This is a genomic window from Thalassospira sp. GB04J01 (assembly GCF_000751115.1).
In the GTDB taxonomy this organism is placed as follows: Bacteria; Pseudomonadota; Alphaproteobacteria; order Rhodospirillales; family Thalassospiraceae; genus Thalassospira; species Thalassospira lucentensis.
In genome coordinates this window covers 328,366-346,880 of sequence record NZ_CCDX020000009.1, presented here as the reverse complement: position 1 = coordinate 346,880, position 18,515 = coordinate 328,366, and the positions used below count along the sequence as shown (strand labels likewise).

17 protein-coding genes and 1 riboswitch are annotated in these 18,515 nt (G+C 55.6%); of the genes, 6 read left to right on the top strand and 11 right to left on the bottom strand.

The features are described from left to right. Positions 1–78 precede the first annotated feature (78 nt). Positions 79–203: riboswitch (TPP riboswitch) on the top strand. Positions 204–285: 82 nt separating this feature from the next. The 4 genes from thiM (at position 286) to AMM48_RS08825 (ending at position 3,191) form a co-directional block, all read left to right on the top strand. Beyond that, the gene (gene thiM / locus AMM48_RS08840) at positions 286–1,095 is read left to right on the top strand and encodes a hydroxyethylthiazole kinase (RefSeq protein ID WP_102783718.1); all 810 of its coding nucleotides are present in this window, start codon (positions 286–288) and stop codon (positions 1,093–1,095) included. After that, entirely contained in the window at positions 1,092–1,739 is a 648-nt protein-coding gene (gene thiE, locus AMM48_RS08835; RefSeq protein ID WP_102783717.1) for a thiamine phosphate synthase, read from the top strand. The genes thiM and thiE overlap by 4 nt, the downstream gene beginning before the upstream one ends. A 220-nt stretch (positions 1,740–1,959) precedes the next feature. Continuing rightward, positions 1,960–2,265, top strand: coding sequence for a hypothetical protein (locus AMM48_RS08830; protein ID WP_101301625.1), 306 nt, complete (start codon positions 1,960–1,962; stop codon positions 2,263–2,265). Positions 2,266–2,585: 320 nt separating this feature from the next. Beyond that, complete coding sequence (locus tag AMM48_RS08825) at positions 2,586–3,191, top strand: superoxide dismutase (protein ID WP_022732770.1); 606 nt, start codon at positions 2,586–2,588, stop codon at positions 3,189–3,191. A 71-nt stretch (positions 3,192–3,262) separates the two neighbouring features. Here the strand turns inward: AMM48_RS08825 and AMM48_RS22165 are convergent, their stop codons facing one another. From AMM48_RS22165 to AMM48_RS08810, 4 genes are all read right to left on the bottom strand, one after another. Beyond that, on the bottom strand, positions 3,263–3,427 hold the full coding sequence (locus tag AMM48_RS22165) for an addiction module protein (RefSeq protein ID WP_158246445.1): 165 nt from the start codon (positions 3,425–3,427) through the stop codon (positions 3,263–3,265). Between the two features lie 115 nt (positions 3,428–3,542). Continuing rightward, positions 3,543–5,042 carry an aldehyde dehydrogenase family protein gene (locus AMM48_RS08820; RefSeq protein WP_102783716.1) on the bottom strand — a complete coding sequence of 500 codons (1,500 nt, stop codon included), beginning with the start codon at positions 5,040–5,042 and terminating at the stop codon, positions 3,543–3,545. A gap of 48 nt (positions 5,043–5,090) precedes the next feature. Then, complete coding sequence (locus AMM48_RS08815; RefSeq protein ID WP_102783715.1) at positions 5,091–6,407, bottom strand: aminotransferase class III-fold pyridoxal phosphate-dependent enzyme; 1,317 nt, start codon at positions 6,405–6,407, stop codon at positions 5,091–5,093. Between the two features lie 83 nt (positions 6,408–6,490). Continuing rightward, positions 6,491–7,678, bottom strand: a complete 1,188-nt coding sequence (locus tag AMM48_RS08810; RefSeq protein ID WP_102783714.1) for an FAD-dependent oxidoreductase — start codon at positions 7,676–7,678, stop codon at positions 6,491–6,493. A 275-nt stretch (positions 7,679–7,953) separates the two neighbouring features. Here AMM48_RS08810 and gcvA point away from each other — a divergent pair, with 275 nt between their 5' ends. After that, positions 7,954–8,916: a transcriptional regulator GcvA gene (gene gcvA, locus AMM48_RS08805; protein WP_240626388.1), complete on the top strand. Its 963-nt coding sequence runs from the start codon at positions 7,954–7,956 to the stop codon at positions 8,914–8,916. 127 nt (positions 8,917–9,043) lie between these two features. Continuing rightward, positions 9,044–10,750, top strand: a complete 1,707-nt coding sequence (locus AMM48_RS08800) for a methyl-accepting chemotaxis protein (protein WP_158246444.1) — start codon at positions 9,044–9,046, stop codon at positions 10,748–10,750. On the opposite strand, the gene AMM48_RS08795 is transcribed toward AMM48_RS08800, so the two are convergent. From AMM48_RS08795 to AMM48_RS08765, 7 genes are all read right to left on the bottom strand, one after another. Next, the gene (locus tag AMM48_RS08795; RefSeq protein WP_102783712.1) at positions 10,732–11,556 is read right to left on the bottom strand and encodes a heme ABC transporter ATP-binding protein; all 825 of its coding nucleotides are present in this window, start codon (positions 11,554–11,556) and stop codon (positions 10,732–10,734) included. The genes AMM48_RS08800 and AMM48_RS08795 overlap by 19 nt on opposite strands. Beyond that, a complete protein-coding gene (locus tag AMM48_RS08790; protein ID WP_102783825.1) occupies positions 11,553–12,602 on the bottom strand; it encodes an iron ABC transporter permease in 1,050 nt (349 codons plus the stop codon). The genes AMM48_RS08795 and AMM48_RS08790 overlap by 4 nt, the downstream gene beginning before the upstream one ends. A gap of 32 nt (positions 12,603–12,634) precedes the next feature. Then, on the bottom strand, positions 12,635–13,492 hold the full coding sequence (locus tag AMM48_RS08785; protein ID WP_102783711.1) for an ABC transporter substrate-binding protein: 858 nt from the start codon (positions 13,490–13,492) through the stop codon (positions 12,635–12,637). Between the two features lie 3 nt (positions 13,493–13,495). Then, on the bottom strand, positions 13,496–14,569 hold the full coding sequence (locus AMM48_RS08780) for a ChuX/HutX family heme-like substrate-binding protein (RefSeq protein WP_102783710.1): 1,074 nt from the start codon (positions 14,567–14,569) through the stop codon (positions 13,496–13,498). A gap of 63 nt (positions 14,570–14,632) precedes the next feature. After that, the gene (locus tag AMM48_RS08775) at positions 14,633–16,699 is read right to left on the bottom strand and encodes a TonB-dependent hemoglobin/transferrin/lactoferrin family receptor (RefSeq protein WP_102783709.1); all 2,067 of its coding nucleotides are present in this window, start codon (positions 16,697–16,699) and stop codon (positions 14,633–14,635) included. A gap of 120 nt (positions 16,700–16,819) precedes the next feature. Next, positions 16,820–16,987 carry a hemin uptake protein HemP gene (locus AMM48_RS08770; RefSeq protein ID WP_022732783.1) on the bottom strand — a complete coding sequence of 56 codons (168 nt, stop codon included), beginning with the start codon at positions 16,985–16,987 and terminating at the stop codon, positions 16,820–16,822. 171 nt (positions 16,988–17,158) lie between these two features. After that, on the bottom strand, positions 17,159–18,385 hold the full coding sequence (locus AMM48_RS08765; RefSeq protein ID WP_102783708.1) for an MFS transporter: 1,227 nt from the start codon (positions 18,383–18,385) through the stop codon (positions 17,159–17,161). Positions 18,386–18,515 lie beyond the last annotated feature (130 nt).

The following is an 18,515-nucleotide window of genomic DNA, read 5'->3' as shown; positions in this document are numbered from 1 at the left end:
GCCGCCTTTTTTGGCCTTCGGATATCGCGCACCATACATAGGGCGAATTGACAGAAAGCACGGAAAAACCCATGTTGCAGGTTCACCAAGGGGAGCCTCGACAGGAGGCTGAGAAACTGCCCCGTGCAATCAAAGCACATGCGCAGTGACCCGTTGAACCTGATCCAGTTCATACTGGCGTAGGGACGGTGCGAACGTTGCAAACGCTTTAAACAACGTTCTCCATCATTCCGACTTCGAACTGGGTCTCCAACGCTGCGACACAAGACGCATTGGAGCCTCGATATGACGACCGACCTTTCCCAAACCACAACCGATCTTTTTGAGCGCATGCGTGCGACCAATCCGCTGGTCCAGTGCATCACCAATTATGTCGCGATGAATTATGCCGCCAATGTCTTGCTGGCGGCGGGCGCCTCCCCCGCCATGGTGCATACGCCCGAAGAATCCGGTGAATTTGCCGCCATTGCCAGCGCATTGACCGTCAATATCGGCACCCTGTCGCCCAACTGGGTAGAAGGCATGATTGCCGCGGCAAAATCGGCCAACACTGCAGGCAAACCATGGGTGCTTGATCCGGTCGCGCATTTTGCAACCGGGTATCGTCAGGGCACGACGACCGAACTCCTTAAACTCAACCCCACCGTCATTCGCGGCAATGCATCGGAAATCATCGCCCTTGGCGGCGGACAAAGTGCTGGTCAGGGTGTCGATAGTGGCGATCCGGTCGAACAGGCCGAGGATGCCGCACGCACCCTTGCCACCGCACAGAAGGCGATTGTGGCTGTGACCGGCGAGGTTGATTTCGTCACCGATGGCACGCGGTCGGTGCGCATTGCCGGAGGATCGGACCTGATGCCGAAAATCACCGCCATGGGCTGTGCGTTGACGGCCCTTACCGGCGCCTATGTCGCCATTGCGCCGGATCAGGCGTTTGAGGCAACGGTTGCCGCCCTTGCCAATTTTGCCGTTGCCGGCGAAATCGCCGCAAAGTCGGCACATGGCCCGGCATCGTTCATGACGGCCTTTGTCGACGGGCTCTATACCCTTGATGCAAAAACTTTTAACGCCAACGCCCGGATCACTGCCCAATGACGTCCTTTGACCTTTCGCTGTATCTGGTTCTCGACCCTGACCTGTGCCGGACCCATTCGATGGTTGAAACTACCATGGCCGCAATCGGCGGTGGGGCAACGATTGTTCAGTTGCGCGACAAGAAAGTCGGCACCGAAGGCCTGATCCGGATCGGGCGTGAATTGATGGATGCCATGGCGGGCAGCGGTGTTCCGTTGATTGTGAATGACGATATCGATGCGGCCATCGCGATTGGCGCCGATGGCCTTCATGTTGGTCAGGATGACATCTCCGCACAAACCGCCCGCGAACGCCTTGGCCGTGACAAGATCATCGGTCTTTCAATTGAAAATGAAGCCGTCGCCCGCAAAGTTGACCCGGCAATTGTCGATTATGTTGGCGTCGGTCCCATCTTTGCCACCGCGACCAAACCCGATCATAAACCCGCCATCGGCTTTGACGGTTTGGCGCACCTGATCAAGATTGCCAAACTGCCATCCGTTGCCATTGGCGGGCTTAAACGGGATCATGTCGATCGGGTTTTTGCCGCAGGTGCCAACGGACTTGCCGTGGTATCGGCCATTTGCGGACAACCTGATCCCGAGGCCGCGGCACATAAAATCGCAACCGAAATTATGGCCACAAAGTCGGCATTGACCTCTTGAAATCTGGCGAATGTGCCATGTGACCCAAAGATATTTGCATGATTCTGCCCAATGCCCGTTTCCGTAAATGGTTGCGGGCATTGAATTTTTTGGTCCATGCATGGCTGCCCATCGCCCAAAGCACGAACCGGCACGGAAATGCCTCAATTGCGCCGCGAATTCTTCTGCTTCGGGGGGCATCTTTGGGGCATGGAAAATGCACAAACGCGCGAGGGATATCATGTTGAAATCTTTGCGTAGCAAACCGGTTGCCATTGCCCTGGCCTCTATCTTCATGGGCACGACGGCCGCCTTGGCTGCAATCAAGATCGCCCCGAAACCGACCACGGACAGTGTGACCGTTTATTCGGAAATACCCGAGGGTCAGGTGATTCTAAGCCATCAGGATGGCACGATTGCCTTTAATCGAAATTGCAAAAGCTTCCCCTGCCAGCTTGATATCTCATCGCTGTCAAAGGGCGAATACGATGTCATGATCCGCAATGGCACCGACATCCAGCAAATGGTCGCCCTGTATAAGGAATAATTCCCGATCAACCCGATGGCGGCATCGTCCCCGTCCCCACCCCAGATGCCGGATGGAAAATTTGCAACCTTTCGGGAACGTTTTTCCATCTGACAAGTTCATCATACAGGGCTGGACAATCGCCCGTTGCCACACGCGACATTGCATTAAAGCGCTGTTGTCCTAGATAAAGGCCACAGACATCTTCTTTGCCGCGAGGATGAAAGCCCGCAACAAAGGTTTACAACAGGTTGCACGGGAATTTAACTTTCACCCAGCGCGCAAAAAGGGATATGTTGCGTTACCGCACAGACCAATAATGAAAGTCGAGGAACTGTATCATGGCATTTGAACTCCCAGCACTTCCGTATGCACACGACGCGCTTGCACCCGTCATGTCGGCTGAAACCCTTGAGTTTCACCATGACAAACATCACAACGCCTATGTTGTGAATGGCAATAAGCTGCTCGAAGGGTCGGGCCTTGAAGGCAAGTCACTCGAAGAAGTCGTTGTTGCTTCCTATGGTGACGCGGCCAAAGCCGGTCTTTTCAACAACGCTGCCCAGCACTGGAACCATATCGAGTTCTGGAAAATGATGAAGAAAAATGGCGGCGGCAACCTTCCGGGTGAACTGGAAAAGAAAATCGTCGAAGATTTCGGCTCTGTCGATGCCTTCAAAGAAGCCTTCGTACAGGCCGGTGTCACCCAGTTCGGTTCGGGCTGGTGCTGGCTGGCAATGGACAAATCGGGCAAATTGGTTGTGACCAAAACCCCGAATGCGGAAAACCCGCTGGTCCACGGTCAGACCCCGCTGCTCGGGTGTGATGTTTGGGAACACTCCTATTACATCGATTACCGCAACGCGCGCCCTGACTACGTCAAAGCGTTCCTCGACAGCCTGGTAAACTGGGAATATGTCGCAGAACGTTTCTCCAAAGCGGGCTAATTAGCCTTACGCTTTGAGACAGAATTAAAGAAAGCGGCTCCTTCGGGGGCCGCTTTTTTCTTGTTCAGAATTCATCGGGTTTGCTTGTCAGCAAACCGTTGCTCAAACATCGCCACAACATCGTCATGCGACACCATCGACGTAGTGCCTTCCTCAATGCTTTGTAAGCGTTCAGCGATCAGCTTTACTTGCCATTCCTGATAATCTTCATCTACCGTCCTTGAATCCTTGCTCATGGTTGGGCCTCTGTTTGCGATGTCACATGTCGTATTCTATCGCGCTTCCGCCCAAACAAAAACCCCGCCGGAAACCAGCGGGGTTTTCTGTAATCAAACCTGATCAGACACGCGATCAGATATCAAATTTAATCCCCTGCGCCAGCGGCAGCTCACGGGAATAGTTGATCGTGTTGGTCGCACGGCGCATATAGCCTTTCCATGCGTCCGAACCAGACTCGCGTCCGCCACCGGTTTCTTTCTCACCGCCGAACGCACCGCCGATTTCCGCACCCGACGGGCCGATATTGACGTTGGCAATCCCGCAATCAGACCCGACCGAGGACAGGAACAATTCGGTTTCGCGCAAATCGGTCGAGAAGATGCAAGATGACAGGCCCTGCGGCACGTCATTCTGAAGCGCGATGGCTTCTTCAAGCGTCTCATAGGTCATGACATACAGGATCGGCGCAAAGGTCTCATGCTTCACCGTGTCCGTCTGGCCGGGCATTTCAACCACCGACGGGGTGACATAGAACGCATCGGGATATTCAGATTCAAGCGTGCGTTCACCGCCATGCACCGTCCCACCATCTGCCTTGGCCTTGGTCAGGGCGGCCTGCATGTTGGTATAAGCGTCTTCATCGATCAGCGGACCAACCAGCACACCATCGGCAAGCGGATCACCGATTTTGACCGATTTATAGGCCGCAATGATTTTCGGAAGCAACTGGTCCTTAACGTCCTTATGGACAATCAGGCGACGCAAGGACGTGCAGCGCTGACCACAGGTACCAACAGCCGAGAACACAACCGCACGCACCGACATATCGATATCGGCTGACGGGGTGACGATCATGGCGTTATTACCACCAAGCTCAAGGATGGTGCGGCCAAAACGCTGGGCCACACGCGGGGCAACTTCACGGCCCATACGGGTCGAACCGGTTGCCGAAATCAGCGAAACATCCCGGCTGTCGGTCATGATTTCGCCGATTTCGCGATCCCCAACAACAACCTGATGCAGGTTGGCCGGGGCATCGCCAAATTTCGCGATCGCTTTTTCAAGGATCTTCTGACAGGCAAGGGCGGTAACCGGGGTTTTTTCCGATGGTTTCCAGATCACGGCATTGCCGCACGCCAGTGCAAGGGCGGTGTTCCAGGCCCAAGGGGCAACCGGGAAGTTAAACGCGGTAATCAGGCCAACAACGCCCAGCGGATGCCAGTTTTCCATCATTTTGTGGCCCGGACGTTCGGACGCGATGGTCAGGCCATAAAGCTGACGCGACAGGCCAAGCGCGAAATCGCAGATATCAATCATTTCCTGAACTTCGCCAAGACCTTCCTGATAAATCTTGCCGCATTCCAGTGCGACCAGACGGCCCAGTGGCTCCTTGGCCGCACGCAGTTCATCGCCCAGAATCCGCACCAGTTCACCACGGCGCGGGCCGGGAACCTGACGCCATGCGCCAAATGCCTTTTTGGCGTTGCCGATGGCATCAAGCATTTCGGCTGGCGTGGTTTCGGTAACAGACGCAAATTCCGAACCGTCAACCGGGGTCTGGACACTTAGCGTGCCATTGGCAATCTCGGCCTCGGACAGACCAAGCTCGGTCAGGATGGATGTGTAACTCACAGTAAAACTCCCTTCTTTTAAAACTCTTTGGTGATCACCACCGACCGCTCAATCGGCAATTTCGGCCAGTTCAGGCAACAATTTGCCGATAATGGCAAAGGCCTCATCGACCTGATCGAACGGAATGGTCAAAGGTGCCAGCAGGCGCACCACATTGGCGTGTTCACCACTTGGCATTAACAATAGCCCGTTTGCACGGGCCCGTTGCAACAAGGTTTGCAGACGTTTGGCCGATGGTGTGCCGTCATCTGCAATGATTTCAAAGGCGCGCATCGCGCCAATTCCGCGCATATTGCCGATCACATGCCCGCCGGGCAGATCGCGCAACCATGCAATATGGGTCGCATATTTCTCGCCAAGCTGTTTGGCGCGAACAAGGATCTTTTCATCGCGCAAAACATCAAACACCCCGGTTGCCGCCGCACAGGCCACCGGATTGCCCGAATACGTCCCGCCAAGCCCACCAGGCGCAAGCGCACTCATGACATCCTCCGCCCCGGTGATCGCCGCCAACGGAAAACCACCACCGATCCCCTTGCCCATGACAAGGATATCGGGTGCCACCCCGGCATATTCCATGGCAAACATCTTACCCGTGCGGGCAAAGCCCGACTGGATTTCATCGGCAATCAAAACCATGCCGTTGGCATCACAAAACGCGCGTAATTCGATCAAAAATTCCCGGTCACAGGCACGGAAACCACCTTCACCCTGTACCGGCTCAATGACAATGGCGCCCACCGATCCGGGATCGGCCGAAACCGAAAACAGCTTGGCAAGGGCGGCCATGCCATCCGCAACCGATATACCGGTTTCGGGGCAAGGATATGGCAAATGCCAAACCGGCCCCGGAAGCGGGCCAAGCCCGGTTTTATAAGGCTTGGTTTTCCCCGTCAGCGCCAAGGTCGCAAGCGTGCGCCCATGAAACCCGCCTTCAAAGGCAATCACCCCGGTCCGCCCGGTAAAGGCACGCGCGAGTTTAAGCGCGTTTTCCATCGCCTCGGCCCCGGAATTGGTCAGCATGGATTTTGCCGGACCTTCAATCGGGCAATTGGCCGCCAGCCAGTCGGTCACCGCAACATAGGGTTCATGAGGCAGCGCGTTAAAGCAGCTATGGGTAAAGCGGTCGCACTGTTTTGCCACCCGGTCCATCACGACCGGATGGCGATGACCCACAGTTAAAACACCGATCCCGCCGACAAAATCGATATAGCGGTTGCCATCAACATCCCAGACCTCGGCATTCAACGCCCGATCCAGATAGACCGGATGCAGATTGCGCACAGCAGACGACACCGACCCTGTCTTGCGATCACGGAGCATGGTGCTGGCGTTTACTTCTGTGGTGCGATCATCACGGGGCATGTGGGGCGTGCTCCGGCCATTTGGGTTAAAGGGTTGATTTCGCAGTATCGTTACGAAATCGAATTAAATTAAATTAAATTAAATTAAATTACGTTCAGCTCAAGCACCGGCGCATTGTCGCGAATGCGTTGATAGCCAAACACCGACAGATCAAGGGTTTCATAGCCCCCCGTTGTAATCAGTTCGGCAATCCCGCGCCCGACTGCCGGACTTTGCTGCAACCCGTGACCGGAAAATCCATTGGCGAAAATGAAATTCGCAACGTCCGTATGGCGGCCCAAAATCGCGTTCTGATCAAGCAGGTTATAGGCATAATGCCCGGCCCAGGCATTGATGACCTTGATCGCTTCAAACCGTTCGCAACGCTCATACAAGCCGGGCCAGATGATGTCGTCAAACAGGCTGTGATCGACGTCAAAATCCCAGCATTCCGGGTCGCGCTCCTTGGGCGGGGCGATGCCGGTGATGAAAAATTCGCCTTCGGGCCGAACATAAAGCCCGCTTGGATCGATCAGCATCGGACAACTGGCATTGATGTCGGCCGCATCACGGCAATCAAACACGAAAATGCAACGTTTGCGCGGCTCGACCGGGATTTCAAGGCCCGCCATTCCGGCCAATTTGGAACACCCGGTTCCCGCCGCATTGACAAGCTGGCCACAGCCAAACCGACGGCCGTCTTTTAAGACAACACCGGTAATCTGATGACCATCGCGCAGGACCTCGACCACTTCACCGTCGATATACTCCGCCCCGCGACGGCGCGCCTGTTTGCGGAACGACTGCATCAGGCAATAGGCATCAAACCACCCCTCGCCCGTGCGGCCCCAACAGCCCGCCGCCAAATCCGATGTCGTCATCCATGGGTATTTGGCCGCCAGCTCATCGGGCTCCATCCAGACAATATCGCCGCCAAATTCGGTCTGGGTGGCGTGGTTATGGCGCAGGATATCGCGCCCGTCATCGGTGGCCAGAACCAGATAGCCCTTTTCATGCAGGGAAATGTCGACGTCCGGATCAAGGTCACGTTTCAGATTGCGCAAAAAATCAATGCCATAGGCCGACATTTCAATATTGATCGGGGTTGAAAACTGCTGGCGGATCGAGGCGGCTGACAAGGCGGTCGAACAAAATTCGTAATTGGGATCTTTTTCGATCACCAGAACCCGGCCCTTGAAATCATCCCGGCCCGTCAGATGCCATGCGATGGAACTGCCAATAACCGCACCACCGACAATGATCACATCGTAATTTTGCGCTTCTGAACCCATTCTCGCCTTCTACCCGATAAACTGTGCAGGCCTTCTGGCCGTTCTTTATGTTTCAGTATGCGCAGGATGACCGAAAAAGGCTCTTGAAAGGGTTTCTCCTTCCAAATAATTATCAATTCCCGATAATCATGCGCTCTGGCCCATGACCCGAACGCTTCATCTGGCGGCGCGCGGGGGCTTGGAACCGTTTAAAACGGTACGCCTTGGAAGAACAGCAAACAAACGATATATTCGCACCACATCATTCCATTTAGTCATGAACCGGAATCTGCCCCATGCGTCGCGTCCTGCCATCCTTAACGGCCCTGCAATTTTTTGAAAGCTCGGCCCGCCATCTTTCCTTCACCCGGGCCGCCGAAGAGTTGAACGTGACCCAAAGTGCGATTAGCCGCCAAATCCGTGCGCTCGAAGAATATCTCGGGCGGGATTTGTTTCGCCGCATCAAAAAACGCCTGAAACTGACCGCGGCGGGCGAAGCCTACGCCGCACAGGTCCGCGACCTTCTGGATCGGGCCGAGGCCGCAACCTTGCAGGTCATGGCCTATTCCGATGCGGGCGGGATGCTCACGGTCGGGACACTGCCGACATTTGGCGCGCGCTGGCTGGTGCCGCGTTTGGGCGATTTCAAAGCCACATGGCCTGATATTCAGCTAAACCTGATCACTCAGACCCGCGAATTTAATTTCGACCGCGAAGGCATCGATATCGCCATTCATTTTGGCGATGACAATCTGCCGGGCTGCAAATCCCATCGCTTGATGGGCGAAACCCTGATCGCGGTCTGTGCACCCAAAATACTGAAAGAAAACGACGATTTACCCATTGCCCGTGAACGGGTGCGCAATTGCACATTGCTGCAACATTCCACCCGTCCGCGCGCATGGCAGGACTGGCTGGCTGCAACTGGCGTTGCCGTGGTTGATGAGTTGGCCGGTCCCCGGTTTGAACATTTCCACATGGTCATTCAGGCCGCTGTTGCCGGGCTTGGCTTGGCTCTTTTGCCGGAATTTCTGGTGCGTGAAGAACTTGAAAGCGGGCGCTTGGTTGCCCCGTTTGATGTCTCAATCCCCAACCATCATGCCTATTACGTTGTTTATCCGCAGGAAAAGGAAAACAACTTTGCCGTCCGGGCGTTTCGCGACTGGTTACTTGCCACCTGCAAAACTGAACAGGAACAGCTTACCCGCCCACAATCGCTGGTCTCCTCACAGGCGACCGTAAAAGAGATTGCCGATTGAAACGCTGAACCCTACAGTTCCTGTGCTTACATATTGGGTTCAGACCCTAAACAAGCCATCAAAAGGCTGACGGGTAAGCGGCTTGGCAGAACTGCCAGGTTGTCATGGGGAAAAGGGAGTTCAGGTTGTGTCGCTGCTCGAGGATCGTCTTGAACGTTACAATGTTTTGCCCGCAACCTTTGAGATTTTGCACAAGGCATCTCGCGATGTTCAGGGTGGGTCGGCAACACGGGCCGCGCAGTTCTACGAAATCATTTCGCAAAACCCCTCCCCACATCAGGCTGTTATTGATGACGCGGTCCGTAAAGACCTCACCAACAGCCTGCAAACCCACTGGCAAAACCTGTTTGATGGCAAACTTGACGACGCGTTCGTCCGCCAATCGATTGAAATTGGTCAACGCCACGAAGAATACGGCATTACCCCGAAACTTTACATCGCGGCCTATAACGCCGTTACCGATGCGCTGATTGAAACCATCATTTTGAAATTCCGCTGGCGGGCATCGGATGCCGCCCGGATCGTCACGTCCCTGACATCGGTGATGTTGCTTGATATCGAACTGACCCTGACGGCCTATTGCGATGCCAGTGCGCACAACCGCCACACCACGTCGGAAAATGCCTTTGCCGATCAGCAACTCGATCGCACCATGGATTTATCGGTCGCGATTAATGAAAGTGCGATTTCCAATGCCCGGATGATGAATGTCATCGAGGATGTTGACCGCCGCGCGCAATCAATCTCGGCCGCCGTCGATCAGATGGTATCAGGCATCAGCAACATTGCCGAAAATGGCAAGGTTGCTGCGGAAAATGCCCAAGATGCCATCGAAGTCACCCGCACCGGACAGGAAACCGTGCGCGAAGCCGTTTCAAGCATGGACGAAATCGCCCATGCGGTCAGCGATGCGTCCAAACGGGTCGATGTTCTGGCCGAGGCATCGCAAAAAATCGGCGAAATCGTTGAACAGATCGAAGCCATCGCATCGGAAACCAACCTTCTTGCGCTTAACGCCACCATCGAGGCCGCCCGCGCCGGCGAAGCCGGCAAGGGCTTTGCCGTGGTTGCCAACGAGGTCAAAGCCCTAAGTCAGCAAACCGCGCGTGCCACCGAAAGCATCCGCGAACGCATTGCCAATCTTCAGGGCGAAACAGATGGCATTGTCGATGCCATGAACCTTGGCACCGATGCGGTATCACGCGGGCAGGATGTCATGGGGGAAGTTGCCCGCGAAATGGGCGAAATCGGCACCAAAATGGAAGACACCACCCAGCGCATCGCCGATATTTCCAATATTCTGGGCGAACAAAACATCGCAACCGATGCCGTGCGCGATGGCATCACCGGCATTGCCAATCAAACCGGCGGTCAGGTCAGCGCGATCAGGTCGGCCATTGAAACCGTTGGCGAGGTCGAAGGCCTGATCGATAAACAGGTTGCCGAACTGGTGCAATATGACATCCCCAACCGCACCATCCGAAGTGCGCGGGCCGAACATGCGGTTTATTTCAAAACCGTCGCCGAAGTTCTTGCCGGACTGACCGCCGCCGATACCATTGACATGGGGGCCGCAGATACCTGCCGGTTTGGCAAATGGTATGACAGCCCCGCTGCCGACCCCTTCCGCAAACTGCCCGGATTTGCGGCCGTCCGCGCCCCGCACGAAGCCCAACATGCAGCCGCCCACGCGGCCCTTCGTGCCTTTGCCAATCGCGATCAGGACGCCGCCGAAACGGCCTTTGCCCAGATGGAAAACGCAACGCAGGATGTTTTGGCCGCCTTAAAGCAACTGGCTGAAGAAGCCCGCGACATTCACCCCGATGCCGCCTGACTGACCAGCACAGCCCCACCATCTGGACCATCTGGATCGGGGATGGCCCGGATGGGGCTTTTAAAAACAGTCGAAAGCAAGTCGGGGGTCATGACGTCCTGAACCGCTCCTTGCGCGACCATTTCCCCACCCTGCAAAACAGCAACCCGGTCGGCATAGGCTGTGACCTGATTAAAATCATGCAGGATCATTAAAACCCCCACCCCGTTCTGGCGGGCTTCGCGCCGCGCAACCGAAAGCAAGGCATGCTGATGAGAAACATCAAGTCCCGATGTCGGCTCGTCAAGTAACAGGAATCTTGCCCCGCTTGCCCCGACCGGGGCGTGATCCCCATCCATCCCCCAGACCTGCACAAGTGCCCGAGCAAGATGGACGCGTTGTTTTTCCCCACCCGACAACGCCGGATAGGCACGGTCTGCCAGATGCCCGATATCGGCAAGGGCAATCGCCCGTTCGACCAGTGTCTGATCATGTTTGCGCGTTGATATCTTGCGAAACGGCGACCGGCCAAGGGCCACGACATCGCGCACGGCAAAGGGGAATGTCATTGATGTTGCTTGTGGCATCACCGCACGTTCCTGCGCCAGTGTCAGCGCGGGCAGCTTTGACACATCGCGACCGTTCTGGGTGACTGTCCCGTGGGCAACGCCGTGTTCACCGGCAAGGACCTTTAACAAGGTCGATTTCCCCGCCCCATTTGGCCCCAAAATCGCCAGAACCTCGCCGGGCACCAATGAAACGGAAATATCGCGCAACAAATACCGGCCACGCGCCAAAAAGCTGATGTTGTGCGCCGTCAGGGTCATATCCGCCGCCTTTTCTTTTCACGCATCAAAAGGCCCAGGAAAAACGGTCCGCCAACAATCCCGGTGACAAGCCCAATCGGCAGTTCAGCAGGCAAAACAATGATCCGGGCGACCGCATCCGCCCCGGTCAGGACCGCCGCCCCGCAAATCGCCGAGGCGGGCAGGACATAACGGTTATCGGGCCCAGTGACCAAGCGCACCAGATGGGGGGCAACCAGCCCGACAAAGCCGATAATCCCCGATACCGCCACCGCCGCCCCGACGACCAATGCGGTCACCACGGTCGCCCGGCGTTTAAGACGTTCAACCTCGACCCCAAGATGGCGGGCTTCGGCCTCGCCGAGTAAAAACAGGTTCAGCGACGTCCCCAGACTGACAAGATATCCCGCACCAAGGGCTATGATCAGCAAAGCCGGCCCATCCGCCGGTCCATTGCCCGAAAGTGCGCCCATTTGCCAGAATGTCAGACTGCGCAACTGGGCATCGTCGGCCATATAGGTGAAAACACCCACCCCGGCAAAGGCAATGGCATTAATCGCCACCCCAATCAGCAACATGATCGCCGCATCGGTATGCCCGTCCTGACGCGATAAAACCCGGATCACCCCGGTCGCCAAAACAGCCCCGGCAAAGGCCGCAACCGGCACCCCATAGGGCCCAACAATTGGGTAATAGCTGCCCAGAATAATATGACCGGCAACAATCATCGCCACCGCGCCAAAGGCGGCACTGGCCGAAACCCCGATGATGCCCGGATCGGCAATCGGATTGCGAAACAGGCTTTGCATCACCGCACCCGCAAGGCCAAGTCCCGCCCCGATGACAATCGCGCGCAGAATCCGAGGCAGCCGCAAATGATCAAGGACACGGGCATCAAATTCCTCAATCCCCGTTCCCATCAAACCCATGCGGTGCAGGATGTGATGGATGACATCGCCCAGATCAATCGGGGCACCACCCGTCCCCAGCGATATCACCGTCACCACCAACAGCCCCAATGCCAGAAACATCAGAACCATGACGGACCGATTGATTGGTATGTGCATCCAAGGCGATGCCACCATCTTCTTCACGCCGCTCACTGTGCCTGTTCAGCCTGATGCAAAGACGTCGCCAAAGCCCGGATTTCCGATGCCGATGACGGACCAAACCCCAAAATCGTCGACGACGACACAGTCAGGACATGGCCCTTTTCCACGGCCTTGTTCAGGCCGAGAACCGCATGGTTTTTCAATCCGTCAATTCCGCCCAACTGATCGATCGTTGATTGGGCGACCAAAACATAATCCGATGTATCTGCGGCAATGATTTCCGATGACACCGGTTTAAAACCGTCAAACGCGGCCATGGTATTGCGCCCGCCAATCAAATCGATGATTTCAGCTGCGGTTGTGTTTTTCCCGGCTGAAAGCGGCTTGCCATGACCGACCGCCATCAAGAAAACGATGCTTGGGTGATCGTTGGTGGCAAGGCTGGCCAGACTGGCAATATCGTCGTTCACCTGTTTGGTCAAAAGGGCCGCTTCATCCTGACGCCCCAGGGCTTCTGCCACCATGGCAATCGCATCGGGCAGGTTTTCCATCCGATCAAGCGACGGCAGTTTGACGATCTTGATGCCAAGATCGGTCAGCTCCTGTAACACCGGGTCGGGACCGGACTTTTCCACCGCAACAATCACATCGGGTTTCAGACTGATGATGCCCTCTGCTGCCAGTTGTCGCATATAGCCGACCTTGGGCAAACTTGGCACCGGGTCTGGCCGCGTACTTGTGGTATCGGTCGCAATCACGCTGTCGCCTGCCCCAAGGGCAAAGACAATCTCGGTCGCAGGTGCGCCCACCGTGATCACACGTTGGGGCTGCTCAGCCGAAAATGCCGGCAGGCACAAGCCAATCAACCCGATGACGGCCAGCGTAAATCCAAAAATCGCGCGCATGAGTTACTCCGCCACTTTGGCCGCTGCTGATGAATAGCGCGGCAGGCCTTCGGCCAGTTTTTGCCAATCGGGATTTTCCGGGTCCTTGGGTTTGCGCTCACCACAGAAAATCACGAAATTGTTTAGCTCTGCGTCATACAGCTCGACCGTGGTCACCTGACCTTCGCGGATCGGTTTGCGCACAAGCCAGGCTTCTGCAATCAAATCCATCCGCAAATGCAGGGTAAAACTCGGATCCATGATGTTGATCCAGTCACCCATTTCACGAATGGTGTTGATCGGCCCGGTATGGATTTGAATGGCGCCGCTGTTGCCGACAAACACCATGATCGACAGATCGCTTTTGGCAGCCGTTTCCAAAAGGGCTTTAAGCGCGTCATTGCTCAGCCGTTCGGCGAATTCTTCGCCAACCAGTCGCAGGCCCTGCTGACGGTCAACATTGAAATCTTTCAACAAACCATGGAACTGATGGACATCGGTCATGCGGCGCCAGTGGGCCCGCAGGTTTTCGACATCAACATCCCCATCCTTGCGGGTCACCTGTTCGGGAAGTGGTGGCAAGGTCTCAATACCCGGCATCTGATTTTCTGCCTTGAAATCGGCAATCAGAGTGTCATAGGCAGCTTCATTGGAATGTCCGGTCAAAAAGACTTTGTGAATGGCCGTGCCATCGTGATCAAAGAACTGGAAACTCCGCCGACGCCCAGCGCGCGGATTATGGGTTTCAACCGCAAACCCATGCCCCCAACGCCCCAGAAACAGGCGCAGGTCAATATCACCATTGAGCACAAGGCCCATTTCGCCATTGATACTGACCTTGCCAAACGTACCGGTTTTTTCATGCACAACATTGACGTTGCGGGTCAGGATCTTGACCTCGCCCAGTTCTTCCAACCGGGAAATCAGATCGCCCCAGTCCGCATCAAGACGCGTAACGTTCTGCCCAATGCCTGCGGCAACCAGTTCGCCCTCGGTCAAACCAAGTTCGGCGGCGATATCGACCGCATAGCCTTTTGCCTCACCGGCAGAGAATGCCGACCAGGCTTCATCGGCTGTTTTAAAATTGTTTTGTGTCATGGCGTTTAAGTACCTCCTTAAAGATCAGACGATGCAGAGGCGGCATCGTCTGATCGGCGGTGATTAGAATTTCATGCTTGCGGAAATTTTGACGTTGCGGCCCGGCTCATACAGGGTCGCGGCACTGGTGCGATATTTCTGATCGAGGATGTTATCGACACCGAAATTAACAGTCAGACCGTTGACGACCTCATCCGCATGCCAATTGGCAAATAGATCAAACGTCGCATAGCCATCGCGCTCATCCTCGTCATCGGGAACACGGTTTTGTGCGTCAACCATGTTGGCACGACCGCCGACTTCGACACCCTCGTCGACAAAGCGGTATCCACCGGAAACCGAAACCTTATCGCCAGAAATATTGGACAGATATTCACCGGTTCGCGCGTTTTCGCCGCGAATACGGGCTGCGGCAAGACCCGCAAAAACAACACCGGTGTCATAGGTCAACTCGGCCTCAAAGCCCTTGATTTCGGCTTCTGGCAAGTTGCTGCTGCTTGTCGTTCCCCCGGCAATGTCGGTCGACTGTTCGATGTAATCTTCGACCTTGTTGCGGAAGTACGAAACCTTTGCCCGCACGGCATCGCCGCCAACGATCAGGTCATCGGCCTTGAAGTTTGTCCCAAATTCCCAGGTTTTCGCCGTTTCGGCATCAAGGTTCGGGTTCGGGACAAAGAAGTTGTTATTGCCCGGCCCCATCGAGAAATGGAGCCCGTCATTATAAAGCTGATTGAGTGTCGGGGCGTTAAAGGCTTCGGCATAGCTGACATAAGGCTGCATCCAGCTTGTCACGCGATAGCTGGCCGAGAAGCGTGGGGAAACGGCCTGATCGGTACGGTCTTCCTGTCCATCTGCCGAAAGATCAAAGGAATCGAACCGAACCCCTGCGCCGAGTTCGAGGCGCTCGGTCACCGCATAGGTGTTGTCGATATAAACACCGGAAATCAGCATTTCCGCATCCGGGAACCAACCCGGTGTTGGCTCCCCATCGCGACGCCCTTCCTGACTGTCGCGGAAAACCTCGCCGCCCACCGTTGTGAAAAGCTCCCCGCCGCCAAGATCAAAACGGACGGTGTTGCTGCCTTCCAGACCAACTGTCTGAAGTTCGCGCCGGTCGTCGCGACCATCACTGATGCGGACTTCATGGATGTCGTTGTCCATGCCATACAGCCGGACTTCTGCATCGACCCAGTCATTGGCACTGTCATCGTATTCATACCCAACAACAGCCGTGGTCTGAGTACTTTCGCGGTCCGTCAGGTTGGAGGTGCTGGTACCATCGGGTGCAGAGGGTAATTCATGATCATCGCTATATCTTTGAAGCGACAGGGTCAGGCGACTGACATCATTGATATCAAGCCCGGCCTTGAATAACCCATTGATGTAATCATCATCGGTATAGGGTTGCTCTTCGCCGTTACCGGCCTCGAAATCGTCGGTGTTCTTGCGCGTCACACTGACAAGAATGTCGGAATTGTCGGTCGGGCGACCATACGCCATGCCGTTCCATGTCATCCCGTGATCCACAGAGGTATAACCAGCTTTGACGCGCGCACCGATATTCTGCCCCGGCTCAAGCATGTCGTTGGCATCGACTGTTGTTAAAGCCAGCACACCGCCAAGTGCGCCCGTCCCCTGCATGGTCGATGCCGGGCCGCGATACACTTCGACCTGCTTGATGACCTCAGGATCAATAAACAACCCGCCTTTGTGCCCGACATTCAGATTTGCCCGCGCCCCATCGACCCGGATGACAACCCGGTTGTCTGTCAGGCCGCGAATGATCGGCATCTGAACTGTGCTGCGTGGCCCACCAGAAACCTCGACACCGGGCATCCCGCGCAGGATATCGCCAAGATTATCTGGCTGACGGCGTTGGAGTTCTTCCTGATCGACAATGGAAATCGATGCCGGGGCATCAATCACCGATGTGCCTGTTTTGCTGGCCGTGACCGAAATCGCATCCAGCACAATTGTCGTTTCCCGCACGGATTGCGCCGCGTCATCGGATGTCTGATCGACGGTTGTTTTTGGTGTTTCGTCGGTGGTTTCCTGTGCGTGCGCTGAAACGCAAAGCGCAAGCATGGATACCGTCGCCATAAGCAGGCGCGCAGAAGTCGTTCGAACCATGATGTTCCCCTGTAAGGCAGCTTTGGACCATTTTTTGGCTGGCTGGCTGGCTTGTGCAGGGCACTGGCGCGCTGGCTGGCGGAAGGCGTGATGTGAGAAGGATTGCGTCGACTGACGCTGTTATTTCGTAAGGATCAATTTGTTATTCGATGTCAGGCGCAGGTGATATTCATCCCCCTGATGAATAATGATGATTTCCCGATCATCCCCCATCAACTCGCTGACTTGCATGTATTTGACCGCGCCGGATTTGTCGTCTCTTGACGGTCTGGCTGCGATGTGGGGCATCGCAAACTCCTTGTTTGTTTCTAATGTAATTGATAATGATTTGCATTCTATATGCTTGTTGCGAATGCAAGTCAAGAACACCTTGTGATGATTGTCACACACATCAAAACACCCCGGCATGGTGTCAACTCATGCCGGGGTGTTTTATCTCTGGTCACTCAGTGCGCGGTTTTATGATCCGCCAATTTTCTCGGGCGATCCGGCGCGCATCGCGGCACATATCTGGATTGCAACCACGACAAACAGGAAGTAAAGGGCAACCTGCCAATCGCCCAAAAGATCATGCAGCGCCCCGAACAAAACCGGCCCGATGGCCGCAAACAAATAACCGACCGACTGGGCCATGCCGGAAAGACGGGCCGAGGTTTGCGGGTCCGCCCCGCGCATCCCAACCAGTGTCAGGGCAATACTGATCATGCTGCCCTGACCAAGGCCAAGACAAACCGCCCAAAGATACGGCAATTCAGTCGTGGCAAAAACAAAGCCGGGCACGGCAATGATCAAGGGAATGTGCAGGCACAGCATGGCCAGTTTTTTATTGCGGAACTTCGAATAGATCAGCGGGGCGGCAAAGGCGGCCGGAATGCCAAACACGTTAAACAAAGTCAGAAGCGTTGCGGCTTCGGCCTCGGAAATACCGCTGTCGATGAAGACCTTGGCCACCCATGCCGTGCCGGTATAAAACATCAAGGACTGGCACCCGAAAAACAGGGCCAGCCACCAGGCTTCGACATTTTTCCACAACGATATTTTGACCAGAGATGCCGGTACAACCGCCTTATGGCGATAACGCAACATCGGCAGCCAGCAGATAAAGGCAATTGCCGCAAACACCGCCCAAATCCCAAGTGACCAGCGCCAATCCCCATCGGCCGCATTGCGGATCGGAATGGAAATAAACGCCGCAACGGTCGCCCCGGTCGACATGGTAAACGTGTAAAGTGCTGTCACCAGTGCGACACGGGTCGGAAAGCTTCGACGCACCAACGACGGCGTCAGAACATTCAAGACGGCAATCGCCGCCCCCAAAATGATCGTGCCGACCACCATGATGTCATAGGATCCACTGGCGCGCAGCCCCTGCCCGATGGCGATGAAAAACAGCATCGCAAGCAAGGTTGCCTCAAGCCCGAATTTTTGCCCCAGCCGGGGGGCAAAGATCGACAAAACCCCGAAACTCAACACCGGCAAGGTCGTTAACAGACCAAGCTGGGTTCCCGAAAGGGCAAGGTCGGTGCCGATAATCTCGGCCAGCGGGCCAAGACCGACAATGCTGCCGCGCATATTGGCTGCCAGAAGCAGGATCGCGATCAAAAACCCGATATGGGCACCAAGGCGATGAAACCCGCGCCCGGCATTATTTTGCGGTTCATCCGTGGGGGCAGTTTTGTCAGTCATCGGGGGGCTCCGTCTGGATCAGGGATGATCCGGGTAAGGTCGAAGGGTGGCGCGCATGACCATACTGGCTTGCACAGATTGAATGCAACAGGTTCTGGAAACGGTCTTGGCAATGGTCTTGACCCTGCGG

Coding starts and splice junctions, on each gene's coding strand:
- AMM48_RS08830 (WP_101301625.1), top strand. CDS start 1,960: ATGTTGAAATCTTTGCGTAGCAAACCGGTTGCCATTGCCCTGGCCTCT.
- AMM48_RS08775 (WP_102783709.1), bottom strand. CDS start 16,699: ATGGTTCGAACGACTTCTGCGCGCCTGCTTATGGCGACGGTATCCATG.
- thiM (WP_102783718.1), top strand. CDS start 286: ATGACGACCGACCTTTCCCAAACCACAACCGATCTTTTTGAGCGCATG.
- AMM48_RS08790 (WP_102783825.1), bottom strand. CDS start 12,602: ATGCACATACCAATCAATCGGTCCGTCATGGTTCTGATGTTTCTGGCA.
- AMM48_RS08765 (WP_102783708.1), bottom strand. CDS start 18,385: ATGACTGACAAAACTGCCCCCACGGATGAACCGCAAAATAATGCCGGG.
- AMM48_RS08825 (WP_022732770.1), top strand. CDS start 2,586: ATGGCATTTGAACTCCCAGCACTTCCGTATGCACACGACGCGCTTGCA.
- AMM48_RS22165 (WP_158246445.1), bottom strand. CDS start 3,427: ATGAGCAAGGATTCAAGGACGGTAGATGAAGATTATCAGGAATGGCAA.
- AMM48_RS08770 (WP_022732783.1), bottom strand. CDS start 16,987: ATGCCCCACATCGCAGCCAGACCGTCAAGAGACGACAAATCCGGCGCG.
- AMM48_RS08815 (WP_102783715.1), bottom strand. CDS start 6,407: ATGCCCCGTGATGATCGCACCACAGAAGTAAACGCCAGCACCATGCTC.
- gcvA (WP_240626388.1), top strand. CDS start 7,954: ATGCGTCGCGTCCTGCCATCCTTAACGGCCCTGCAATTTTTTGAAAGC.
- AMM48_RS08810 (WP_102783714.1), bottom strand. CDS start 7,678: ATGGGTTCAGAAGCGCAAAATTACGATGTGATCATTGTCGGTGGTGCG.
- AMM48_RS08785 (WP_102783711.1), bottom strand. CDS start 13,492: ATGCGCGCGATTTTTGGATTTACGCTGGCCGTCATCGGGTTGATTGGC.
- AMM48_RS08780 (WP_102783710.1), bottom strand. CDS start 14,569: ATGACACAAAACAATTTTAAAACAGCCGATGAAGCCTGGTCGGCATTC.
- AMM48_RS08795 (WP_102783712.1), bottom strand. CDS start 11,556: ATGACCCTGACGGCGCACAACATCAGCTTTTTGGCGCGTGGCCGGTAT.
- thiE (WP_102783717.1), top strand. CDS start 1,092: ATGACGTCCTTTGACCTTTCGCTGTATCTGGTTCTCGACCCTGACCTG.